Genomic DNA, 20,984 nt, shown 5'->3' with positions numbered 1-20,984 from the left:
TCCGCCGACCGCGCCCAGCCCCAAGACCGCGCCGAACATTCCGGTGCGGCTCACTGTTCGCATGCCCCTGCCTCCCTCTAGAGGTACCGCCGGGTGGATGCGTCGTACCCGAACGCATCGTATCGACGATGCGATTGCATCGATACCGTCTGAAAGCAAAGAGCGGGCCGTGTTCCGGTACACACCGGACACGACCCGCCCGCGCTGATCGATCGAGACGAAACCGTCCCTCGGACGGGCTCAGCCTTCCGTCTCCTCCTCCGGCTCTTCGCCGTCCAGAAGGCTCTTCTGCATGACCGGGCCCTCGCCCGGAGCCAGTGTGCCGAGGATGCGCTCCAGGTCCTCCATGGAAGCGAACTCGACGGTGATCTTGCCCTTCTTCTGTCCCAGGTCGACCTTCACCCGCGTCTCGAAGCGGTCGGACAGACGCGTCGCAAGATCGGACAGTGCCGGAGAGACGCGCCCACCGGCACGCGGGCCCTTGGAGCGAGGAGCCGTCGTCGGCCGCGACCCCATCAAGGTCACGATCTCCTCGACCGCCCGCACCGACAGGCCCTCGGCGACGATCCGATGGGCCAGCCGGTCCTGCTCCTCCGAGTCCTCGACGGAGAGCAACGCCCGGGCATGTCCGGCCGAGAGAACTCCGGCGGCGACCCGACGCTGCACGGCCGGCGAGAGCTTGAGCAGACGCAGAGTGTTGGAGACCTGCGGGCGGGAACGGCCGATCCGGTCCGCCAGCTGGTCGTGCGTGCAGTTGAAGTCCCTGAGCAGCTGGTCGTAGGCGGCCGCCTCTTCCAGCGGGTTCAGCTGGGCCCGGTGCAGGTTCTCCAGCAGGGCGTCCAGGAGGAGCTTTTCGTCGTCCGTAGCCCGCACGATCGCCGGGATGGCCGCGAGCCCCGCCTCACGGCAGGCCCGCCAGCGCCGCTCACCCATGATGAGCTCATAGCGCCCGGAACCGAGCTGGCGGACGACGACGGGCTGGAGGAGTCCGACCTCCTTGATGGAGGTGACGAGCTCGGCCAGCGCGTCCTCGTCAAAGACCTCACGCGGCTGACGCGGGTTCGGCGTGATGGAGTCGAGGGGGATCTCGGCGAAGTGGGCACCCATCACTGACGCGTTCATCTCAGCCGGGCTGCTCGCCGGCGGCGGCGATGTTTCACGTGAAACAGGCGGCAGTGTGGTCACCTTCGCCGCCGCCACCCCCCGGTCACCGCGGTCACCGGTCAGCACCGGGACAGCCGTGGACGACGCCGAGCCCGCGCCCCCAGCCGTCGCTGGAGCCTGCGGCTTCTCCCCGGTCGGGGCAGCGGGGATCAGCGCCCCGAGACCACGACCCAACCCCCTCCGTCGCTCACTCACTGAATCCCCTCCACCATGTTCGGATCACCCTGTGCGCCGAGGTGGGCGTGCGTGGCGTCGTAGCTGACACCGACGCCCCTCAGCGCGATTTCTCGTGCCGCCTCAAGATAGGAGAGGGCACCGCTTGACCCTGGATCGTAAGTCAGCACCGTCTGCCCATAACTCGGCGCCTCGGAGATACGGACGGAGCGGGGAATGCTCGTCCGCAGCACCTCGTCACCGAAGTGGCTGCGCACCTCTTCCGCGACCTGGGACGCAAGGCGCGTCCGGCCGTCGTACATGGTGAGCAGGATGGTCGACACATGCAGGGCGGGGTTGAGGTGCCCCCGGACCAGGTCGACATTGCGGAGCAACTGGCCCAGGCCTTCCAGCGCGTAGTACTCGCACTGGATGGGGATGAGGACCTCCTGGCCGGCGACGAGCGCGTTGACCGTCAGCAAGCCAAGTGAGGGCGGGCAGTCGATGAGGATGTAGTCCAGCGGCTGCTCGTAGGCCTGGATCGCCCGCTGCAACCGGCTCTCCCGCGCCACCAAGGACACCAGCTCGATCTCCGCACCGGCGAGATCGATCGTGGCGGGGGCACAGAAGAGACCCTCGACATCGGGGACAGGCTGGACAACCTCGGCCAGCGGCCTGCTCTCCACCAGGACGTCGTAAATGGAGGGGACTTCGGCATGATGGTCGATACCCAGCGCCGTGGAGGCATTGCCCTGCGGGTCCAGGTCGATCACCAGGACGCGGGCACCGTGCAGAGCCAGCGAAGCGGCAAGGTTGACGGTCGTCGTCGTCTTGCCCACGCCACCCTTCTGGTTGGCGACCACCATGACGCGGGTCTGTTCAGGCTGGGGCAGGCCTTCGCCGGCGCGGCCCAGAGCCTCGACCGCCAGTTGGGCAGCACGACCGATGGGAGTGTCGTCCATCGGGGGCGGCGTTTCACGTGAAACATCCTCCCCCATCGATTCGGTACGGGGACCGGGGACCGGATCGGTCATCGGTCCCGCAATGTTGGCGTCGGACCGCAAGGATTCACTCTCCTCGACTTCAGGCTCGCAATGAACAGAGCCTCCCATGCCTTCGGGGTTGTGAACCAGTGAGGCCTGACGTTCTGTGGAGAAATCCACCTCTGTGGACAACTCCGTTCCCCGTCCGAGTGGGCTGAGAGGCTTGCGGTCGCGGGGTTGGGCCGCAGCGCGGCCACGGTTGATGATGCCGTGCAGCAGTGAGCGACGTTTCACGTGAAACACGATGCACAGCGGCCGTGGCCGGACTGTCGCGACACTCCGGCATGCGGAGGTTGGGCAGCTTGTGTGGAGTACGGGCGGCTATCGGCGCCGTCGCGTCCGCCCCGTCCGCGCCGCCTTCGCCCGCTTGGCCGCGAAGCGTACGCCGCCCGGGCTTTCCCCGACCTCGACCCGCACGACGGTGGAGCACGGATCCACGATGCCCTCACCCACATGCAGGATGGAGGTCTCCACCGCGCCGAGCTTGCTCAGGGCGGCGGCCGCGCTCTTCAGCTCCTCCTCGGCAGTGTCCCCCTTGAGGGCAAGCATCTCGCCGTAGGGACGCAGCAACGGGATGCCCCACGTGGCCAGGCGGTCCAGCGGCGCGACCGCGCGGGCGGTCACCACATGCACCGGCGGGAGCTTGCCCATCACTTCCTCGGCACGGCCCCGGACGACGGTGACGTGGTCGAGCCCCAGCAGTTCCACGACCTCGGCGAGGAAGTTGGTGCGCCGCAGCAGCGGCTCCAACAGCGTGATCTTCAGGTCCTCCCGGACCAGGGCCAGGGGGATACCCGGCAGACCGGCGCCCGAGCCGACGTCGCACACCGTCACCCCCTCGGGAACCACCTCCGAGAGCACCGCACAGTTCAGCAGATGCCGCTCCCACAGACGGGGTACCTCACGCGGGCCGATGAGCCCTCGCTGCACTCCTGTCTCGGCCAGCAGCTCGGCATACCGAACCGCATCCGTGAAGCGATCACCAAATACGTCACGTGCCTGCTCGGGCGCAGGGGGGAGCTCCGCTTCCGCCGTCACGGGGACCGTCCTTCCGTACCACATCGGCGCTCTCGACGCCGACCATCAGAACTACCAGGCTGACAAAGTACGGCCCCGCCTGCGCAACAGACGGGGCCGGTGGAACGTGGGACCGCTCAGGCGGGAAGCACGACGACGAAGCGCTGCGGCTCCTCGCCCTCCGACTCGCTGCGCAGGCCGGCGGCCTTGACCGCGTCGTGCACGACCTTGCGCTCGAACGGAGTCATCGGCTTCAGCTTCACGGGCTCGCCGCTGCTCTTCGCCTCGGCGGCGGCCTTCGCACCCAGCTCGGACAGCTCGGTCCGCTTCTTGGCGCGGTAGCCCGCGATGTCCAGCATCAGGCGGCTGCGGTCGCCGGTCTCCCGGTGCACGGCCAGGCGCGTGAGTTCCTGCAGTGCCTCCAGCACCTCACCGTCACGGCCGACCAGCTTCTGCAGGTCGCGACCGCCGGTGTCACTGATGATCGAGACAGAGGCGCGGTCGGCCTCGACATCCATGTCGATGTCACCGTCGAGGTCGGCGATGTCCAGTAGACCCTCGAGGTAGTCCGCCGCGATCTCGCCCTCCTGCTCCAGGCGGGTCAGGGCGTCCGCGCCCTCGGCAGCGGCGGAGGTGGTGCCTTCCGTCACGGGATGGGCTCCTTCTTACTTCTTGGACGGGGACTTGGGCCGCTGCGGACCCTTGCGCTGTCCGGACTGGGCCTTGCTGCGGGCGCCGTTGCCGGGCTTCGAGGCGGGTTTCTCGCCGGCTGCGGCCGGAGCGTCCTCCGGCTCGTCGGACTTGGTCAGCGACGGAGACTCCGTCGCCTCACCGGCCGGCTTCGTACCGCCCGACTGACGCTGCGACTTGGACTGCCGCTTGGGCTGCTGGCGCCGGGGAGCAGTGGCGGTGGCGGTGGTGGTGGTCGTACCGTCCTCGGCCTGCGCGACAGCGGCGCCGTCGCTCTTCATCACGGAGCCGTCGGACTGGGCCGCGAGACCCGCCTTGTTCAGACCGTTGATGAACTTGCGCTCGAACTCGTTGCGGTCACGGCCCTTGACGACGATCGCCTTGACGATGGCCTTCTCGCTCCGGTTGCGGGTCTTGCCATGGTGCGAGACGTGCTTGAAGAGCCGCTCCAGGTAGGCGGCCTGGGCCTTCGAACCCGGGGTGGGGTTGTTGTGGATGACGTACATCTGCTGGCCCATGGTCCACACGTTGGTGGTCAGCCAGTAGACGAGGACACCGACCGGGAAGTTGATGCCGAAGACGGCGAACATGACCGGGAAGACGTACATCAGCATCTTCTGCTGCTGCATGAACGGCGTCTTCACCGTCGTGTCGACGTTCTTCGTCATCAGCTGGCGCTGCGTGTAGAACTGCGACGCCGACATCAGAACGATCATGACCGCGGTCACGACCCGGACATCGGTCAGCGAGGCACCGAGCTGGGCAACCTTGTGGGCGCTGTCCGTGAACTTCGCGGCGAGCGGGGCGCCGAAGATGTGCGCCTTACGGGCACTGGCGAGCAGCTGATCGTCGATGACGCCGATCGTCTTGCCCGTCGCGATGCCGTTGAGCACGTGATACAGGGCGAAGAAGAACGGGGACTGCGCCAGGATGGGAAGGCACGAGGAGAGCGGGTTGGTACCCGACTCCTTGTACAGCTTCATCATCTCTTCGGACTGGCGCTGCTTGTCGTTCTTGTAGCGCTCCTGGATCTTCTTCATCTCGGGCTGGAGCGTCTGCATCGCCCGGGTCGCCTTGATCTGCTTCACGAAGAGCGGGATCAGGCAGATGCGGATCAGGATCACCAGCGACACGATGGACAGGCCCCAGGCCCACCCGGTGTCAGGCCCGAAGATCGCCCCGTACACCGTGTGGAACTGGACGATGACCCAGGAGACGGGCCAGGTGATGAAACTGAAAAGGCTGGCAATCGTGTCCACTAATCATGCTCCTTGGGCATGGGGCGAGGTCTCTGCGGCCGGGACCGCCGGCTTCTTCCCGTCGGTGGCCGTTTCGGCGGCGGAGGGCCCGCCCCTGCGCGCACGCCAGGCGTCACGCAGCATTTCGTGCCACCGCGGACGCTTGCGCGGCGGGACATGGTCCACACCGCCGAGCGACCACGGATTGCACCGCAGGATGCGCCACGCGGTGAGCGCGGTCCCCTTGATCGCACCGTGCCGGTCGATGGCCGTGTAGCCGTAGTGGGAACACGACGGGTAGTACTTGCACACCGGCCCGAGCAACGGGCTGATGGTCCACTGGTACAGCTTGATCAGAGCCAGCAGCGGGTACTTCATCGCGTGCCCCCTCCCAGCAGCCGCTGAAGGGCGGCATCCAGGTCTCGGGCCAGCTGTGCGTGATCGGCGTCGCCCGCACCGGGCAGCGCTCGTACGACTACCAGGCTACCGGGGGGCAGCAAGGCGACTCGGTCACGCATCAGATGGCGAAGTCTGCGCTTCACCGCGTTGCGGACGACCGCGCCACCCACCGCCTTGCTCACGACGAAACCCGCACGTGACGGGGGAGCGCTCTCCCCTGGCACGTGCGGGTCCGTGGCACCGCTACGTAGATGGACGACGAGAAGCGGGCGTCCAGAGCGACGCCCTCGCCGTACCGCGGTCGCGAAATCCTCGCGCCGCCTCAGCCGGTTCTCGGTGGGCAGCACGATGTCATGACCTGACCGGAATCAGGCGGACAGACGGGCGCGACCCTTGCTGCGGCGGGACGCGAGAATCGCGCGGCCGGCACGGGTGCGCATACGCAGCCGGAAGCCGTGGGTCTTCGCGCGACGACGGTTGTTCGGCTGGAAGGTGCGCTTGCTCACTCGGGGGCTCCAGAAAGAATCAGTAGTGGCGGGGTGCCGTCCTGGCTGTCACCGTGCGCCCACGATCAGCTCGCAGTAACGCCCGAGTGCACCGCTTTCCGATCACCCTAAGACGTGATCTGTGCCCTTCGGAGGCAGGCGGCAGCAGCCATCGACAACTCGACCTGGTTACGGTACGCGCGGCTACGCCATTCGGTCAAACCAGCTGCCTCCGAGAGACACTGTCCACAGCCTGGGGACAACGACTTGAACCGCACCCGTGGCCCTGACTACCGTGACTGGACTCCGATTCGTTCCCATGTCCCCCGCCCCACCCGTTTTAGATACCGATCCGTCCCGCACCACACGTTCGCGGGACCTGCGAGAGAGCGTGCCCTGTGGCTGACGTACCTGCCGATCTTGCCGCAGTGTGGCCACGAGTTCTGGAGCAGCTTCTCGGTGAGGGACGCGGACAGGGCGTCGAGACGAAGGACGAACACTGGATCCGGCGCTGCCAGCCCCTCGCGCTGGTCGCGGACACGGCGCTGCTCGCCGTACCGAACGAGTTCGCCAAGGGCGTACTCGAAGGGCGCCTCGCCCCGGTCGTGAGCGAGACGCTGAGCCGTGAGTGCGGCCGCCCGATCCGGATCGCGATCACCGTCGACAGCTCCGTCGGCGAGCCCCAGGCCCCCGCGCCCGCACCGGCGCCGCGCTACGAGGACCAGGAGCTGCCCACGGGCCAGGGCGGCGGCTACGAGGGCTACGGCCGGCGCCGGGCGGACGTCCACCGTCCCGCCCGCCACGACCAGTTCCCGGGCGCCCAGGGCGACCACCTGCCGCCCCCGCCCCCGCGCACGAGCCCGCAGCCGGCGGACGGTGGCGACCAGCTCCCGACCGCCCGCCCCGCCTATCCGTCGGAATACGCCGAGTACCAGCGTCCCGAGCCCGGCGCCTGGCCGCGTCACCACCAGGACGACTACGGGTGGCAGCAGCAGCGGCTCGGCTTCCCGGAGCGGGACCCCTACGCCTCGCCGTCCCAGGACCCCTACGGCCCGCAGGACACCGGGTACGGCCGCCAGGACGCCTATCCGCCGGCCCACGACTCCTACGCGCAGGACTACCGGTCCCCGTCGATGGAGCGCCCGCCGTACGACCAGCCGCGCTCCGACTACGACCCGTCCCGCGGCGAGTACGACGCCCGCGACTACGACCAGCGCGACGCCGGCCACCGCGAGCCGCCGGAACCGCCGGCCGGCTCCGGCCAGGTGCACCGCGGCGGCCCGGTGGGTCCGAACCTGCCCGCCACCGGCGCCCCCGGCCCGCTGGCCGCGCAGCCCGCACCGGCGACCGGCCCCGGCGAGCCGACCGCGCGCCTGAACCCCAAGTACCTCTTCGACACGTTCGTCATCGGCGCGTCCAACCGCTTCGCGCACGCGGCCGCGGTCGCCGTCGCCGAGGCACCCGCCAAGGCGTACAACCCCCTGTTCATCTACGGGGAGTCCGGACTCGGCAAGACCCACCTGCTGCACGCGATCGGCCACTACGCGCGCAGCCTGTACCCGGGCACGCGCGTGCGCTACGTGAGCTCCGAGGAGTTCACCAACGAGTTCATCAACTCCATCCGCGACGGCAAGGGCGACAGCTTCCGCAAGCGCTACCGCGAGATGGACATCCTGCTCGTCGACGACATCCAGTTCCTCGCGGACAAGGAGTCGACGCAGGAGGAGTTCTTCCACACCTTCAACACCCTCCACAACGCCAACAAGCAGATCGTGCTCTCCAGCGACCGGCCGCCCAAGCAGCTGGTGACCCTGGAGGACCGGCTGCGCAACCGGTTCGAGTGGGGCCTGATCACCGACGTCCAGCCGCCCGAGCTGGAGACCCGTATCGCGATCCTGCGCAAGAAGGCGGTGCAGGAGCAGCTGAACGCCCCGCCGGAGGTGCTGGAGTTCATCGCCTCCCGGATCTCGCGCAACATCCGCGAGCTGGAGGGCGCGCTGATCCGGGTGACGGCGTTCGCCTCGCTCAACCGGCAGCCGGTGGACCTGGGCCTGACGGAGATCGTCCTGAAGGACCTGATCCCCGGCGGCGAGGACGCGGCTCCGGAGATCACGGCGACGGCCATCATGGCGGCCACGGCCGACTACTTCGGCCTCACCGTCGAGGACCTGTGCGGCACCTCGCGCGGCCGGGCCCTGGTCACCGCCCGCCAGATCGCCATGTACCTGTGCCGCGAGCTGACCGATCTGTCGCTGCCGAAGATCGGCGCCCAGTTCGGTGGCCGCGACCACACGACCGTCATGCACGCCGACCGGAAGATCCGCGCCCTGATGGCCGAGCGGCGCTCCATCTACAACCAGGTCACGGAGCTGACCAACCGCATCAAGAACGGCTGAGAACACGCGGAGCGGCGCTCAGGGCGCCTCCGGGAGCGGATCCCGGGGGCGCCCTGAGTCGTTGTGGCGTCCGCCGCTGTTCGAATCCGCACCGGGTTACGGCCGTCCTCCACAGATTCGGCGACTTTCTTCCGTCCACATCCTGGGGACTGGGAAGTTGTCCAGATCGCATCCACAGGCTGTGTGGTCGGAACACCATCACACCAGCTCAGGGGCCTGTGGAATCGTGGACGAGCACTCTCCACAGACTGTGGACGAAGAGTTGCTCCACAGGCCGCAGCCAGAGTTGTCCACCGGCAACCCACAGGCTGGAGACCGTTGTCCCCAGTGATCGGCGGCTTCTCCACACCCCTGTCCACTGTTCGGCAACGTGGCGCCCCCGGTCACCGCGTCGAGTGAAAGCCGTCACACCGAGGTGCGCGATTGGCGTGTGGGAAACGTGGGTAAACCTGGGGACGCAGCTGGGGAGAACTGCCCTCGGGCTGTGGGCAGGGTGTGCAGAACTTCCCGTTCTCCACAGAGACGCCCGGTTGTCCACCGGTCCCACCCACAGGGCCAGTGGATAAAATTTCCGCGCTGAGCTGGGCAAACGTGGTTATCCACGGTATCCACAGGGCCTACTACTACTCCCGACTAGAGAGAGTGCGGAATCCGTTTCGAAGCGGGCCCTGTGCACAACTCGAGCTCTCGGGCCCGACTGCCCCTCGGAGCGACTTGACCCCGACAGGCGCCTACTGTCAGTGCCGTGCGTCAGACTGGTCCCCGGTGTTCTTCCTGTCCCAGTGGGCGGTGACACCGAGTCGGAGGACTCAGTAGCAACAGCAGGAGGCGGCTTACGGTGAAGATCCGGGTGGAACGCGACGTACTCGCGGAGGCAGTGGCCTGGGCGGCACGCAGCCTCCCGGCCCGTCCGCCGGCGCCTGTTCTCGCCGGCCTGCTGCTCAAGGCGGAGGACGGCCAGCTGAGCCTGTCCAGCTTCGACTACGAGGTCTCCGCGCGCGTGTCGGTGGAGGCCGAGGTCGACGAGGAGGGCACGGTCCTCGTCTCCGGTCGCCTGCTCGCCGACATCTCGCGCGCCCTGCCCAACCGTCCGGTGGAGATCTCCACAGACGGTGTACGGGCGACGGTGGTCTGCGGCTCCTCGCGCTTCACCCTCCACACCCTGCCTGTGGAGGAGTACCCGGCGCTCCCGCAGATGCCGAACGCGACGGGCACGGTTCCCGGCGAGGTCTTCGCCTCCGCCGTGCAGCAGGTGGCGATCGCGGCCGGCCGCGACGACACGCTGCCCGTGCTGACCGGTGTCCGCATCGAGATCGAGGGCGACACCGTCACGCTGGCCTCCACCGACCGCTACCGCTTCGCGGTCCGCGAGTTCCTGTGGAAGCCGGAGAACCCGGACGCCTCCGCGGTCGCCCTGGTGCCCGCCAAGACCCTGCTGGACACCGCCAAGGCGCTGACCAGCGGCGACAGCGTGATCCTGGCGCTGTCCGGCTCGGGTGCCGGTGAGGGCCTGATCGGCTTCGAGGGTGCCGGGCGGCGCACGACCACGCGTCTGCTGGAGGGCGACCTCCCGAAGTACCGGACCCTGTTCCCGACGGAGTTCAACTCCGTGGCCGTCATCGAGACCGCCCCCTTCGTGGAGGCCGTCAAGCGCGTGGCGCTGGTCGCCGAGCGCAACACCCCGGTGCGTCTGAGCTTCGAGCAGGGCGTGCTGATCCTGGAGGCCGGCTCCAGCGACGACGCACAGGCTGTGGAGAGGGTCGACGCGCAGCTGGAGGGCGACGACATCTCGATCGCCTTCAACCCGACGTTCCTGCTGGACGGCCTCAGTGCGATCGACTCCCCGGTGGCCCAGCTGTCCTTCACGACGTCCACCAAGCCGGCGCTGCTCAGCGGCAAGCCCGCGGTGGACGCCGAGGCGGACGAGGCCTACAAGTACCTGATCATGCCGGTACGGCTGAGCGGCTGAGCCGGCTGACGGCCGGGCGCGTTTCCGCAGGTGGCGACCTCAGGTCCGGGCATACGTATGAGCGCTTATGCCCACGGATGTGCGCGAGCGTCCGGGTCTAGGCTCGGACGCAGGTACGAAAGTGCCGCAACGTCACGTCGTGAAACCTAAGGAACGCAACTGATGGAGCTCGGTCTCGTCGGCCTCGGCAAGATGGGCGGCAACATGCGCGAGCGGATCCGCCGCGCCGGCCACACCGTCATCGGATACGACCGCAACCCGGACCTCGCCGATGTCCACAGCCTGGAAGAGCTTGTGGGCAAGCTCCACGGCCCGCGCGTGGTCTGGGTGATGGTCCCGGCCGGCGAGCCCACCCAGGGCACGATCGACGCCCTCGCCGAGCTGCTGGAGCCCGGCGACGTGGTCGTGGACGGCGGGAACTCCCGCTGGACGGACGACGAGAGGCATGCGGAGGAGCTGGCCGCCAAGGGCATCGGCTTCGTCGACTGCGGCGTCTCCGGCGGCGTGTGGGGCCTGGAGAACGGCTACGCGCTGATGTACGGCGGCGACGCGGAGAACGTCGCCAAGGTGCAGCCGGTCTTCGACGCACTCAAGCCGGAGGGCGACCTCGGCGCGGTGCACGCCGGCAAGGTCGGGGCGGGCCACTTCGCCAAGATGGTCCACAACGGCATCGAGTACGCGATGATGCAGGCCTACGCCGAGGGCTGGGAGCTGCTGGAGAAGGTCGACTCCGTGGAGAACGTCCGCGAGGTCTTCCGCTCCTGGCAGGAGGGCACCGTCATCCGCTCCTGGCTGCTCGACCTGGCGGTGAACTCCCTCGACGAGGACGAGCACCTGGAGCAGCTGAGGGGCTACGCGCAGGACTCCGGCGAGGGCCGGTGGACCGTGGAGGCCGCCATCGACAACGCCGTGCCGCTGCCCGCGATAACGGCCTCGCTGTTCGCGCGGTTCTCCTCGCGCCAGGAGGACTCGCCGCAGATGAAGATGATCGCCGCGCTGCGCAACCAGTTCGGCGGTCACGCCGTGGAGAAGAAGTAGTCCACCGGACCGCCTGAGCGGTCCGCAACGCCGGGGGAGGTCGGCGAACGACCATGCACGTCACGCATCTGTCGCTGGCCGACTTCCGCTCGTACGGCCGGGCCGAGGTTCCGCTCGACCGGGGTGTCACGGCGTTCGTCGGCCCCAACGGCCAGGGCAAGACGAACCTCGTCGAGGCGATCGGCTACCTGGCCACGCTCGGCAGCCACCGGGTCACCTCCGACGCCCCGCTGGTCCGCATGGGCGCCGAGCGTGCGGTGATCCGGGCGCAGGTGCGGCAGGGCGAGCGGCAGCAGCTGGTCGAGCTGGAGCTGAACCCCGGCCGGGCCAACCGCGCCCGTATCAACCGGTCCTCGCAGGTCAGGCCGCGGGATGTGCTGGGCATCGTACGCACCGTGCTGTTCGCGCCCGAGGACCTGGCCCTGGTCAAGGGCGATCCCGGGGAGCGGCGGCGTTTCCTCGACGAGCTGGTGACGGCGCGTTCTCCACGCATGGCTGGGGTGCGCTCCGACTACGAGCGGGTGCTCAAGCAGCGCAACACGCTGCTGAAGTCGGCCGCGCTGGCGCGTCGGCACGGTGGCCGTTCGATGGACCTGTCCACACTGGACGTGTGGGACCAGCATCTGGCGCGGGCGGGTGCCGAGCTGCTCGCCCAGCGCCTGGACCTGCTCGGCGCGCTGGAGCCGCTGGCGGACAAGGCGTACGAGCAGCTGGCTCCCGGCGGCGGTCCGGTCGTGCTGGAGTACAAGCCGTCGGCGCCCGGCGAGGCCCACACGCGTGAGGATCTCTTCGCGCAGCTGATGGCCGCGCTCGCGGACGTCCGCAAGCAGGAGATCGAACGGGGCGTGACGCTGGTGGGGCCGCACCGGGACGACGTGGTGCTCGGACTCGGTCAGCTGCCTGCGAAGGGGTACGCCTCCCACGGGGAGTCCTGGTCGTTCGCGCTGGCACTGCGTCTGGCGTCGTACGACCTGCTGCGCGCGGAGGGCAACGAGCCGGTGCTGATCCTCGACGACGTCTTCGCGGAGCTGGACACCCGTCGCCGTGAGCGGCTGGCGGAGCTGGTGGCGCCCGGTGAGCAGGTCCTGGTGACCGCCGCGGTCGACGACGACGTGCCGCACCTGCTGACGGGTACGCGGTTCGCCGTGTCGGACGGAACGGTGGAGCGCGTATGAGCGGCGAGCGGGACCCGGGCCGGGGGAAGGCGCCCGAGCCGTCGGGCGTCGACCTGGCGCGCGTGGCGCTGCGCGCGGCGAAGGAGGCGGCACGCGCGCGTGGGGACGCGGCGCAGCAGCGCAGGCAGGCACGGCGTGGCGGTCTGCGTTCCGGCGCGCGGGCCGACGGCCGTGATCCGATGGCTCTCGGCGCCGCGATCAACCGGCTGATCACCGAACGGGGCTGGGAGGCGCCGGCCGCGGTGGGCGGCGTGATGGGGCGCTGGCCGCAGATCGTCGGGGCGGATCTGGCCAAGCACTGCGTGCCGGACCGGTACGACGAGGACGAGCGGGTGCTGACGGTGCGCTGCGACTCGACGGCGTGGGCGACGAACCTGCGTCTGCTCGCTCCGACGCTGGTGGCCCGGCTCAACGAGGACCTGGGGCACGGCGCGGTGCGGACGATCAAGGTCTTCGGGCCGGGCGGTGGCGGTCGCAGGTACGGTCCGCTGCGGGTGCCGGGCAGCACGGGCCCCGGCGACACCTATGGGTGACAGACGTCACACAACGGGTTTGTGGTGGCCATCTCCGGGCCCATGACGGCCGTCCTTCGTACAACCGCACGCCCTTGCGAATCCCGACCTGACCCGGGAGTAGCGAAGTGTTGACGTCCGGAAGCGCTGAGTGCCGCTGTGAGCCTCTCGGAGCCCCCTTGTGCATATCGGGACCCGGCCAAGACCGGTTGAGGGCGCCACATGCGTACTCAGGTACCGGCAAACCCCCATCACTGTCAGCGCTACCGGTAGACTGGAAGGCAATCCCGCCCCAATCGTGGGGACCGTCCGGGAAAAGCTGAGCAACGCTGAGCAAGGCTTACCAACGCAACATGCCGCAGCCGCTCCGGCAACCCGCCGACGAGCCCGGCTCGTGCTGTGCCAGAAAGGGCGCTTCGTGGCCGATTCCGGCAACCCCAACGAGAACATCCCGTCCACCGAAGCCGGCGTGAACGGGGCCGCATCCTCGAACGGTGAGGTCACGGCCTCTTACGACGCCAGCGCGATCACCGTGCTCGAGGGCCTGGACGCGGTCCGCAAGCGACCCGGCATGTACATCGGTTCCACCGGTGAGCGTGGCCTGCACCACCTCGTGTACGAGGTGGTCGACAACTCAGTCGACGAGGCGCTGGCCGGGCACGCGGACACGATCGACGTGACGATCCTCGCCGACGGCGGCGTCCGCGTGGTCGACAACGGCCGTGGCATCCCCGTGGGCATCGTCCCGTCCGAGGGCAAGCCCGCCGTCGAGGTCGTGCTGACCGTGCTGCACGCGGGCGGCAAGTTCGGCGGCGGTGGTTACGCGGTTTCCGGCGGTCTGCACGGCGTCGGCGTCTCCGTCGTGAACGCTCTGTCCAGCAAGGTGTCGGTCGAGATCAGGACCGACGGTCACCGCTGGACGCAGGACTACAAGCTGGGCGTGCCGACGGCCCCGCTCGCCCAGCACGAGGAGACCGGCGACACCGGCACCTCGGTGACGTTCTGGGCCGACCCGGACATCTTCGAGACCACCGACTACTCCTTCGAGACGCTGTCGCGGCGTTTCCAGGAGATGGCGTTCCTCAACAAGGGCTTGACGATCAAGCTCACCGACGAGCGCGAGTCCGCGAAGGCCACGTCCGGCGCGGACGAGGCGGGCGCGGACGAGAAGGACGAGGTCAAGGCGGTCGTCTACCGCTACGACGGCGGCATCGTCGACTTCGTGAAGTACCTCAACTCCCGCAAGGGGGAGGTGGTGCACCCCACGGTCATCGATCTGGAGGCCGAGGACAAGGACAAGAGCCTGTCCCTCGAGGTCGCCATGCAGTGGAACGGCGGCTACAGCGAGGGCGTGTACTCCTTCGCGAACATCATCCACACGCACGAGGGCGGTACGCACGAGGAGGGCTTCCGCGCGGCCCTCACCAGCCTGATCAACAAGTACGCGCGCGACAAGAAGCTGCTGCGCGACAAGGACGACAACCTCACGGGCGACGACATCCGCGAGGGTCTGACCGCGATCATCTCGGTCAAGCTGAGCGAGCCGCAGTTCGAGGGCCAGACCAAGACCAAGCTGGGCAACACGGAGGCGAAGACCTTCGTCCAGAAGGCCGTTTACGAACACCTGAACGACTGGCTGGACCGCAACCCGGTCGAGGCGGCGGACATCATCCGCAAGGGCATCCAGGCGGCCACCGCGCGCGTGGCGGCTCGCAAGGCCCGTGACCTCACCCGCCGCAAGGGCCTGCTGGAGTCCGCCTCCCTGCCGGGCAAGCTCTCCGACTGCCAGTCGAACGACCCCACCAAGTGCGAGATCTTCATCGTCGAGGGTGACTCCGCCGGCGGCTCGGCCAAGTCCGGCCGCAACCCGGAGTACCAGGCGATCCTGCCGATCCGCGGCAAGATCCTCAACGTCGAGAAGGCGCGGATCGACAAGATCCTCCAGAACCAGGAGATCCAGGCGCTGATCTCCGCGTTCGGCACAGGTGTGCACGAGGACTTCGACATCGAGAAGCTCCGCTATCACAAGATCATCCTGATGGCGGACGCCGACGTCGACGGCCAGCACATCAACACCCTGCTGCTGACCTTCCTGTTCCGCTTCATGCGGCCCCTGGTCGAGGCCGGGCACGTGTTCCTGTCCCGCCCCCCGCTGTACAAGATCAAGTGGGGCCGGGAGGACGTCGAGTACGCGTACTCCGACCGCGAGCGCGACGCGCTCCTGGAGCTGGGCCGCCAGCGCGGCAAGCGGGTGCGGGAGGACTCGATCCAGCGCTTCAAGGGCCTCGGCGAGATGAACGCCGAGGAGCTGCGCGTGACCACCATGGACCAGGAGCACCGCGTGCTCGGCCAGGTCACCCTCGACGACGCCGCTCAGGCCGACGACCTGTTCTCGGTCCTGATGGGCGAGGACGTCGAGGCCCGCCGCCAGTTCATCCAGCGCAACGCCAAGGACGTCCGCTTCCTCGACATCTGAGTCGGTCTCAGCTGACCGAACCAGGAAGGAACCTCACCAGCAATGGCCGACGAGAACACTCCAGTCACCCCTGAAGAGGGCGGCGACCTCGCCATGCGCGTCGAGCCCGTCGGGCTCGAGACGGAGATGCAGCGCTCCTACCTCGACTACGCGATGTCCGTCATCGTCTCGCGTGCGCTGCCCGACGTCCGGGACGGTCTCAAGCCCGTCCACCGCCGCGTCCTGTACGCCATGTACGACGGCGGCTACCGCCCCGAGCGAGGCTTCTACAAGTGCGCCCGTGTCGTCGGCGACGTCATGGGCAACTACCACCCGCACGGCGACTCCTCGATCTACGACGCGCTGGTCCGCCTGGCGCAGCCGTGGGCGATGCGGATGCCGCTGGTGGACTCCAACGGCAACTTCGGCTCGCCGGGCAACGACCCGGCGGCGGCCATGCGCTACACCGAGTGCAAGATGGCGCCGCTGTCGATGGAGATGGTCCGCGACATCGACGAGGAGACCGTCGACTTCACGGACAACTACGACGGCCGCTCCCAGGAGCCGACCGTCCTGCCGTCCCGCTTCCCGAACCTGCTGATCAACGGCTCGGCCGGTATCGCGGTGGGCATGGCGACCAACATCCCGTCGCACAACCTGCGCGAGGTCGCCTCCGGTGCCCAGTGGTACCTGGAGAACCCGGAGGCCTCCCACGAGGAGCTCCTCGACGCGCTGATCGAGCGGATCAAGGGCCCGGACTTCCCCACCGGAGCGCTCGTCGTCGGCCGCAAGGGCATCGAGGAGGCGTACCGCACCGGCCGGGGCTCGATCACCATGCGCGCCGTGGTCGAGGTCGAGGAGATCCAGAACCGCCAGTGCCTGGTGGTCACGGAGCTGCCGTACCAGGTCAACCCGGACAACCTCGCGCAGAAGATCGCCGACCTGGTGAAGGACGGCAAGATCGGCGGCATCGCGGACGTCCGCGACGAGACCAGCTCGCGCACCGGTCAGCGCCTTGTGATCGTCCTCAAGCGGGACGCGGTCGCCAAGGTCGTCCTGAACAACCTCTACAAGCACACCGACCTCCAGACCAACTTCGGCGCCAACATGCTGGCGCTGGTCGACGGCGTGCCGCGCACCCTGTCGCTGGACGCGTTCATCCGCCACTGGGTGACGCACCAGATCGAGGTCGTCGTCCGCCGGACCCGCTTCCGGCTGCGCAAGGCCGAGGAGCGCGCCCACATCCTGCGTGGCCTGCTCAAGGCCCTGGACGCCATCGACGAGGTCATCGCGCTGATCCGACGCAGCGCGACCGTCGAGGTCGCGCGCGAGGGCTTGATGGGCCTGCTGGAGATCGACGAGATCCAGGCCAACGCCATCCTCGAGATGCAGCTGCGTCGTCTGGCCGCCCTGGAGCGCCAGAAGATCGTCCAGGAGCACGACGAGCTCCAGGCGAAGATCACCGAGTACAACGAGATCCTCGCCTCGCCGGTCCGCCAGCGCGGGATCGTCAGCGCGGAGCTGGCCGCGATCGTCGAGAAGTTCGGCGACGACCGCAAGACGAAGCTGATCCCCTACGAGGGCGACATGTCCATCGAGGACCTGATCGCCGAAGAGGACATCGTCGTCACGGTCAGCCGCGGCGGCTACATCAAGCGGACCAAGACCGACGACTACCGCGCCCAGAAGCGCGGCGGCAAGGGCGTGCGCGGTACGAAGCTGAAGGAAGACGACATCGTCGACCACTTCTTCGTCTCCACCACGCACCACTGGCTGCTGTTCTTCACCAACAAGGGCCGGGTCTACCGGGCCAAGGCCTACGAGCTGCCGGATGCCGGCCGGGACGCGCGCGGCCAGCACGTGGCGAACCTGCTGGCCTTCCAGCCGGACGAGGCGATCGCCCAGATCCTCGCGATCCGCGACTACGAGGCGGCGCCGTACCTGGTGCTCGGCACCAAGGCGGGCCTGGTCAAGAAGACGCCTCTGAAGGATTACGATTCGCCTCGCTCCGGTGGTGTCATCGCGATCAACCTGCGCGAGCAGGAGGACGGTTCCGATGACGAACTGATCGGGGCCGAGCTGGTCTCCGCCGATGACGATCTGCTTCTGATCAGCAAGAAGGCGCAATCGATCAGGTTCACCGCCTCCGACGACACTCTGCGTCCGATGGGCCGTGCCACCTCGGGTGTCAAGGGCATGAGTTTCCGCGGGAGCGACGAACTGCTCTCGATGAATGTTGTTCGACCCGGTACGTTCGTGTTCACTGCCACCGATGGCGGGTACGCCAAGCGGACCCGAGTCGACGAGTACCGCGTCCAGGGTCGCGGCGGCCTCGGCATCAAGGCCGCCAAGATCGTGGAGGACCGCGGTTCGCTCGTGGGGGCGCTGATTGTCGAGGAGACCGACGAGATCCTCGCCATCACGCTCTCGGGCGGTGTGATTCGTACGCGAGTCAATGAGGTCAGGGAGACGGGCCGTGACACCATGGGCGTCCAACTGATCAACCTGGGGAAGCGCGATGCCGTCGTCGGTATCGCACGTAACGCCGAGGCGGGGCGCGAGGCGGAGGAAGTCGACGGCGACGTGGCCGTGGACGAGACCGCCGAGGGGGCCGCGACCAGCGGCACGGACGAGGGCGAGGTGCCCTCGGCCGAGTAGCACGAGGAGAGAGTCATCGTGAGCGGAGCCACGGGCGCCGGATCGGCCGGTACCTCCACTGGTACGGGAGCGGACGGCGGCGGCCGTGGCTCCGCCGCGCCTGCGACGGACACGCATACGACCAACCTGCAAGCGATCAAGTCGCCCGCGACCGATGCGCACACGCCCCACACTCACGGATCCCAGGGGGGAACGGTGACGGACACCCGAGGCCCGCAGGCCCAGCAGGCGAACGCCGCGGCCGGTCAGCAGGCGGCGGGCTCTCCGCTGCCGGGGGAGCGGCAGACGCAGCAGCCCTCCGGGCCGTACCACCCGCCGCAGGCCTACCAGTCGGCCGAGCCCGCCTCCCAGGCGGTGCGCCGACCGCGCACGGGCGCGCGTACCGCACCGCGCACCCGCAAGGCCCGGCTGCGGGTGGCCAAGGCCGACCCGTGGTCGGTGATGAAGGTCAGCTTCCTGCTCTCCATCGCCCTGGGCATCTGCACGATCGTGGCGTCCGCCGTGCTGTGGATGGTCATGAACGCGATGGGCGTGTTCTCCACGGTCGGCGGGACGATCTCGGAGGCCACCGGTTCCAACGAGTCGAACGGCTTCGACCTCCAGTCCTTCCTGTCCCTTCCCCACGTGCTGATGTTCACGTCGATCATCGCCGTGATCGACGTGGTGCTGGCGACCGCCCTCGCGACCCTCGGAGCGTTCATCTACAACCTCTCCGCGGGGTTCGTCGGCGGCGTCGAGCTGACGCTGGCCGAGGACGAGTAGACGGGCCGGCCGCGCCTGCCCCGGTGTCGCGGAACGTCCGCTGCCGGTACTCCGACAACCGATTTTGGGACTGCCCCCCTCGTGCGCTAATCTTCAGGAGTCAGCGCGCGGGACACACACCGCAAAGCGCGGCGGGGCTATAGCTCAGTTGGTTAGAGCGCATCCCTGATAAGGATGAGGCCACAGGTTCAAATCCTGTTAGCCCCACCAGCGAAAAGACCCCCAACCGATCATGGTTGGGGGTCTTTTGCATCACTGGCTTTGAGGCGAAGAGACCGGCTGCGGCCCGGAGCCTCCTGACTCCCCTGACTCCCAAGTCGCGGTTATGCCGTGGCAGGCTGCGCCGTCGCCTCCGTGGGCAGGCGGCGGATCGTCCACTGGCTGGGCACGGCAAACAGAACGATCGAGGCCAGGAAGATGAGGACGGCACTCGTCAGGAGGACGGGAGCCGTGCCGGTGGAGGTGGCGGTCAGGCCAACGATGACGTATCCGAGGGGAACAGCCATGAGTTCTCCGATGGAACTGAAAGAGGTGACTCGGCCCAAGACGTCTGTGGGGAGTTGTTGCTGCAGCGCGGTGTTCCAGTAGGCGATTGACAGGTCGAGCCCGATTCCGGCCACGGCTGCTGATGCTGCCAGAGCGACGAGGTGAGGTCCGGTCGCGAGTATCACGAGTGGCAAGGCCAGGGGGAGGCCGGTGGCCACACACGCGATCATGAGCCGGTCGGGCTTCCAGCGGAGGGCGATGAGGCCACCGAGAACGAGCCCGACAGCGAAACTGCCCTGCACTGTTCCCCAGGCTGCGGCACCCAGGTCGGTACGGTCCAGGACGACAGGGCCCAGTAGCTGGTAGCTGCCGAGCCACAGGGCCACGACGACGGTGCCCGAAAGGGTGTAGGGCCAGAGCCAGGAACGCTGCGCGAACTCCCGCCAGCCGGTGCGGAAGTCGTGCAGCACGGAGGCGCCCGGACCGGGTTTCGCTGTCCCGGCGATGGTCAAGAACGCGCACAGCAGAGCCGCGAGGGCGAAACTCGCGGCGTCCCAGCTGAGGACCCATTGCGGGCCGATCAGAGCGACGAGGGCGCCCCCCAGGGCAGGAGCGGCGATCTTGACGACGTTGGTAGGGAGCCGCACGAGGACGTTGGCCTCCTGAAGTTGCCGGGCGTCCACCAGCTGGGGCAGCAGGCTGTTCATTGCCGGGGTCATCAGCGCATTGGCACCGCCCGTGACAGCGGCCAGCAGCGCCACCCGCGTGGTGTTGGCCGCACCCGTGGCGATCAGGAGCGCGACGCCGACCTGGGCCAGTCCGGCCGCCAGGTTGCCGAACACGATCAGGCCGCGGCGGGAGAACCGGTCCGCGACAACGCCACCGACCAGCAAGAGCACCAGTTGAGGAAGAGTGTTGCCGGCCAGCACGGTGGCCAGCGCCTCGGGCCGGGCGTTGAACCCGAGAACGGCGAAGGCGAGCGCCACGGGAGCCATGGCCGATCCGCTCACGGAGATCAGCCTGGCCAGCAGTAAGAGACGGAATGGCCGGTTGCCCAGGACAGACAGAGATGCACGGAGATTCACTCGGCGGACCGTACTACGCGCGGTCGCGCAGCGCGGGGTGGCGAAGACCGGTGGGTATGGGCCGGGCCTGCCAAGAGGCTGTCGGTGCCCCGACATCAACGGCTGACACCAGCGAGCGCGAACAGGGGCGTCTTGCTTTCACCGTGGTGACGACGGCCGGCCCGGATATCCACGCAGGTGAAGCTCCCCGATCGTGATGACCGGGGAGCTTCGCGTATGCGGCAGGTGCTGTACGCGAATCGCCGTTACGTCATGAGTG

The 20,984-nt window shown here is 68.4% G+C and carries 17 protein-coding genes and 1 tRNA gene; 9 read left to right on the top strand and 9 right to left on the bottom strand.

The genetic code is table 11. The features are described from left to right. Nucleotides 1-240: 240 nt before the first annotated feature. From ACIQMV_RS17730 to rpmH, 8 genes are all read right to left on the bottom strand, one after another. Nucleotides 241-1,359, bottom strand: coding sequence for a ParB/RepB/Spo0J family partition protein (locus tag ACIQMV_RS17730; RefSeq protein ID WP_141359860.1), 1,119 nt, complete (start codon nt 1,357-1,359; stop codon nt 241-243). Continuing rightward, nucleotides 1,356-2,429 carry a ParA family protein gene (locus ACIQMV_RS17725; protein ID WP_141366446.1) on the bottom strand — a complete coding sequence of 358 codons (1,074 nt, stop codon included), beginning with the start codon at nt 2,427-2,429 and terminating at the stop codon, nt 1,356-1,358. Before ACIQMV_RS17725 ends, ACIQMV_RS17730 begins: the two co-directional genes overlap by 4 nt. A 252-nt stretch (nt 2,430-2,681) precedes the next feature. Further along, nucleotides 2,682-3,398, bottom strand: coding sequence for a 16S rRNA (guanine(527)-N(7))-methyltransferase RsmG (rsmG, locus tag ACIQMV_RS17720; RefSeq protein ID WP_402593676.1), 717 nt, complete (start codon nt 3,396-3,398; stop codon nt 2,682-2,684). Between the two features lie 116 nt (nt 3,399-3,514). After that, complete coding sequence (locus ACIQMV_RS17715; RefSeq protein WP_141359858.1) at nt 3,515-4,027, bottom strand: R3H domain-containing nucleic acid-binding protein; 513 nt, start codon at nt 4,025-4,027, stop codon at nt 3,515-3,517. Nucleotides 4,028-4,042: 15 nt separating this feature from the next. After that, the gene (gene yidC, locus ACIQMV_RS17710) at nt 4,043-5,326 is read right to left on the bottom strand and encodes a membrane protein insertase YidC (RefSeq protein WP_402593674.1); all 1,284 of its coding nucleotides are present in this window, start codon (nt 5,324-5,326) and stop codon (nt 4,043-4,045) included. Between the two features lie 3 nt (nt 5,327-5,329). After that, nucleotides 5,330-5,683 (bottom strand): membrane protein insertion efficiency factor YidD, encoded by a 354-nt coding sequence (gene yidD, locus ACIQMV_RS17705; protein WP_141359856.1) that lies wholly within the window; start codon nt 5,681-5,683, stop codon nt 5,330-5,332. Next, entirely contained in the window at nt 5,680-6,051 is a 372-nt protein-coding gene (gene rnpA, locus ACIQMV_RS17700; protein WP_141359855.1) for a ribonuclease P protein component, read from the bottom strand. Before rnpA ends, yidD begins: the two co-directional genes overlap by 4 nt. 21 nt (nt 6,052-6,072) lie before the next feature. Continuing rightward, nucleotides 6,073-6,210, bottom strand: a complete 138-nt coding sequence (gene rpmH, locus ACIQMV_RS17695) for a 50S ribosomal protein L34 (RefSeq protein WP_003956500.1) — start codon at nt 6,208-6,210, stop codon at nt 6,073-6,075. Between the two features lie 377 nt (nt 6,211-6,587). On the opposite strand from rpmH, the gene dnaA reads away from it, so the two are divergent. The 9 genes from dnaA (at nt 6,588) to ACIQMV_RS17650 (ending at nt 19,364) form a co-directional block, all read left to right on the top strand. After that, nucleotides 6,588-8,585 carry a chromosomal replication initiator protein DnaA gene (dnaA, locus tag ACIQMV_RS17690; RefSeq protein ID WP_402593672.1) on the top strand — a complete coding sequence of 666 codons (1,998 nt, stop codon included), beginning with the start codon at nt 6,588-6,590 and terminating at the stop codon, nt 8,583-8,585. Between the two features lie 838 nt (nt 8,586-9,423). Further along, nucleotides 9,424-10,554, top strand: coding sequence for a DNA polymerase III subunit beta (gene dnaN, locus ACIQMV_RS17685; RefSeq protein ID WP_141359853.1), 1,131 nt, complete (start codon nt 9,424-9,426; stop codon nt 10,552-10,554). Between the two features lie 162 nt (nt 10,555-10,716). Then, a complete protein-coding gene (gnd, locus tag ACIQMV_RS17680) occupies nt 10,717-11,592 on the top strand; it encodes a phosphogluconate dehydrogenase (NAD(+)-dependent, decarboxylating) (RefSeq protein WP_141359852.1) in 876 nt (291 codons plus the stop codon). A gap of 53 nt (nt 11,593-11,645) precedes the next feature. Continuing rightward, nucleotides 11,646-12,767 carry a DNA replication/repair protein RecF gene (gene recF / locus ACIQMV_RS17675; RefSeq protein ID WP_402593669.1) on the top strand — a complete coding sequence of 374 codons (1,122 nt, stop codon included), beginning with the start codon at nt 11,646-11,648 and terminating at the stop codon, nt 12,765-12,767. Further along, on the top strand, nt 12,764-13,300 hold the full coding sequence (locus ACIQMV_RS17670) for a DUF721 domain-containing protein (protein WP_141359850.1): 537 nt from the start codon (nt 12,764-12,766) through the stop codon (nt 13,298-13,300). The genes recF and ACIQMV_RS17670 overlap by 4 nt, the downstream gene beginning before the upstream one ends. Before the next feature lie 373 nt (nt 13,301-13,673). Continuing rightward, the gene (gene gyrB / locus ACIQMV_RS17665) at nt 13,674-15,755 is read left to right on the top strand and encodes a DNA topoisomerase (ATP-hydrolyzing) subunit B (protein ID WP_141359849.1); all 2,082 of its coding nucleotides are present in this window, start codon (nt 13,674-13,676) and stop codon (nt 15,753-15,755) included. A gap of 42 nt (nt 15,756-15,797) precedes the next feature. Then, entirely contained in the window at nt 15,798-18,392 is a 2,595-nt protein-coding gene (gene gyrA, locus ACIQMV_RS17660; RefSeq protein WP_141359848.1) for a DNA gyrase subunit A, read from the top strand. An 18-nt stretch (nt 18,393-18,410) separates the two neighbouring features. Next, nucleotides 18,411-19,154, top strand: a complete 744-nt coding sequence (locus ACIQMV_RS17655; RefSeq protein WP_401775949.1) for a DUF3566 domain-containing protein — start codon at nt 18,411-18,413, stop codon at nt 19,152-19,154. Between the two features lie 133 nt (nt 19,155-19,287). Continuing rightward, nucleotides 19,288-19,364, top strand: a tRNA-Ile gene (locus tag ACIQMV_RS17650). Nucleotides 19,365-19,477: 113 nt separating this feature from the next. On the opposite strand, the gene ACIQMV_RS17645 is transcribed toward ACIQMV_RS17650, so the two are convergent. Beyond that, nucleotides 19,478-20,821, bottom strand: coding sequence for an MFS transporter (locus ACIQMV_RS17645; RefSeq protein ID WP_402593667.1), 1,344 nt, complete (start codon nt 20,819-20,821; stop codon nt 19,478-19,480). Nucleotides 20,822-20,984: the final 163 nt, after the last annotated feature.

This window comes from Streptomyces sp. NPDC091412 (assembly GCF_044756885.1).
Taxonomy (GTDB): domain Bacteria; phylum Actinomycetota; class Actinomycetes; order Streptomycetales; family Streptomycetaceae; genus Streptomyces.
The sequence above is the reverse complement of the archived record's forward strand: the minus strand, read 5'-3'. Positions and strand labels throughout refer to the sequence as shown.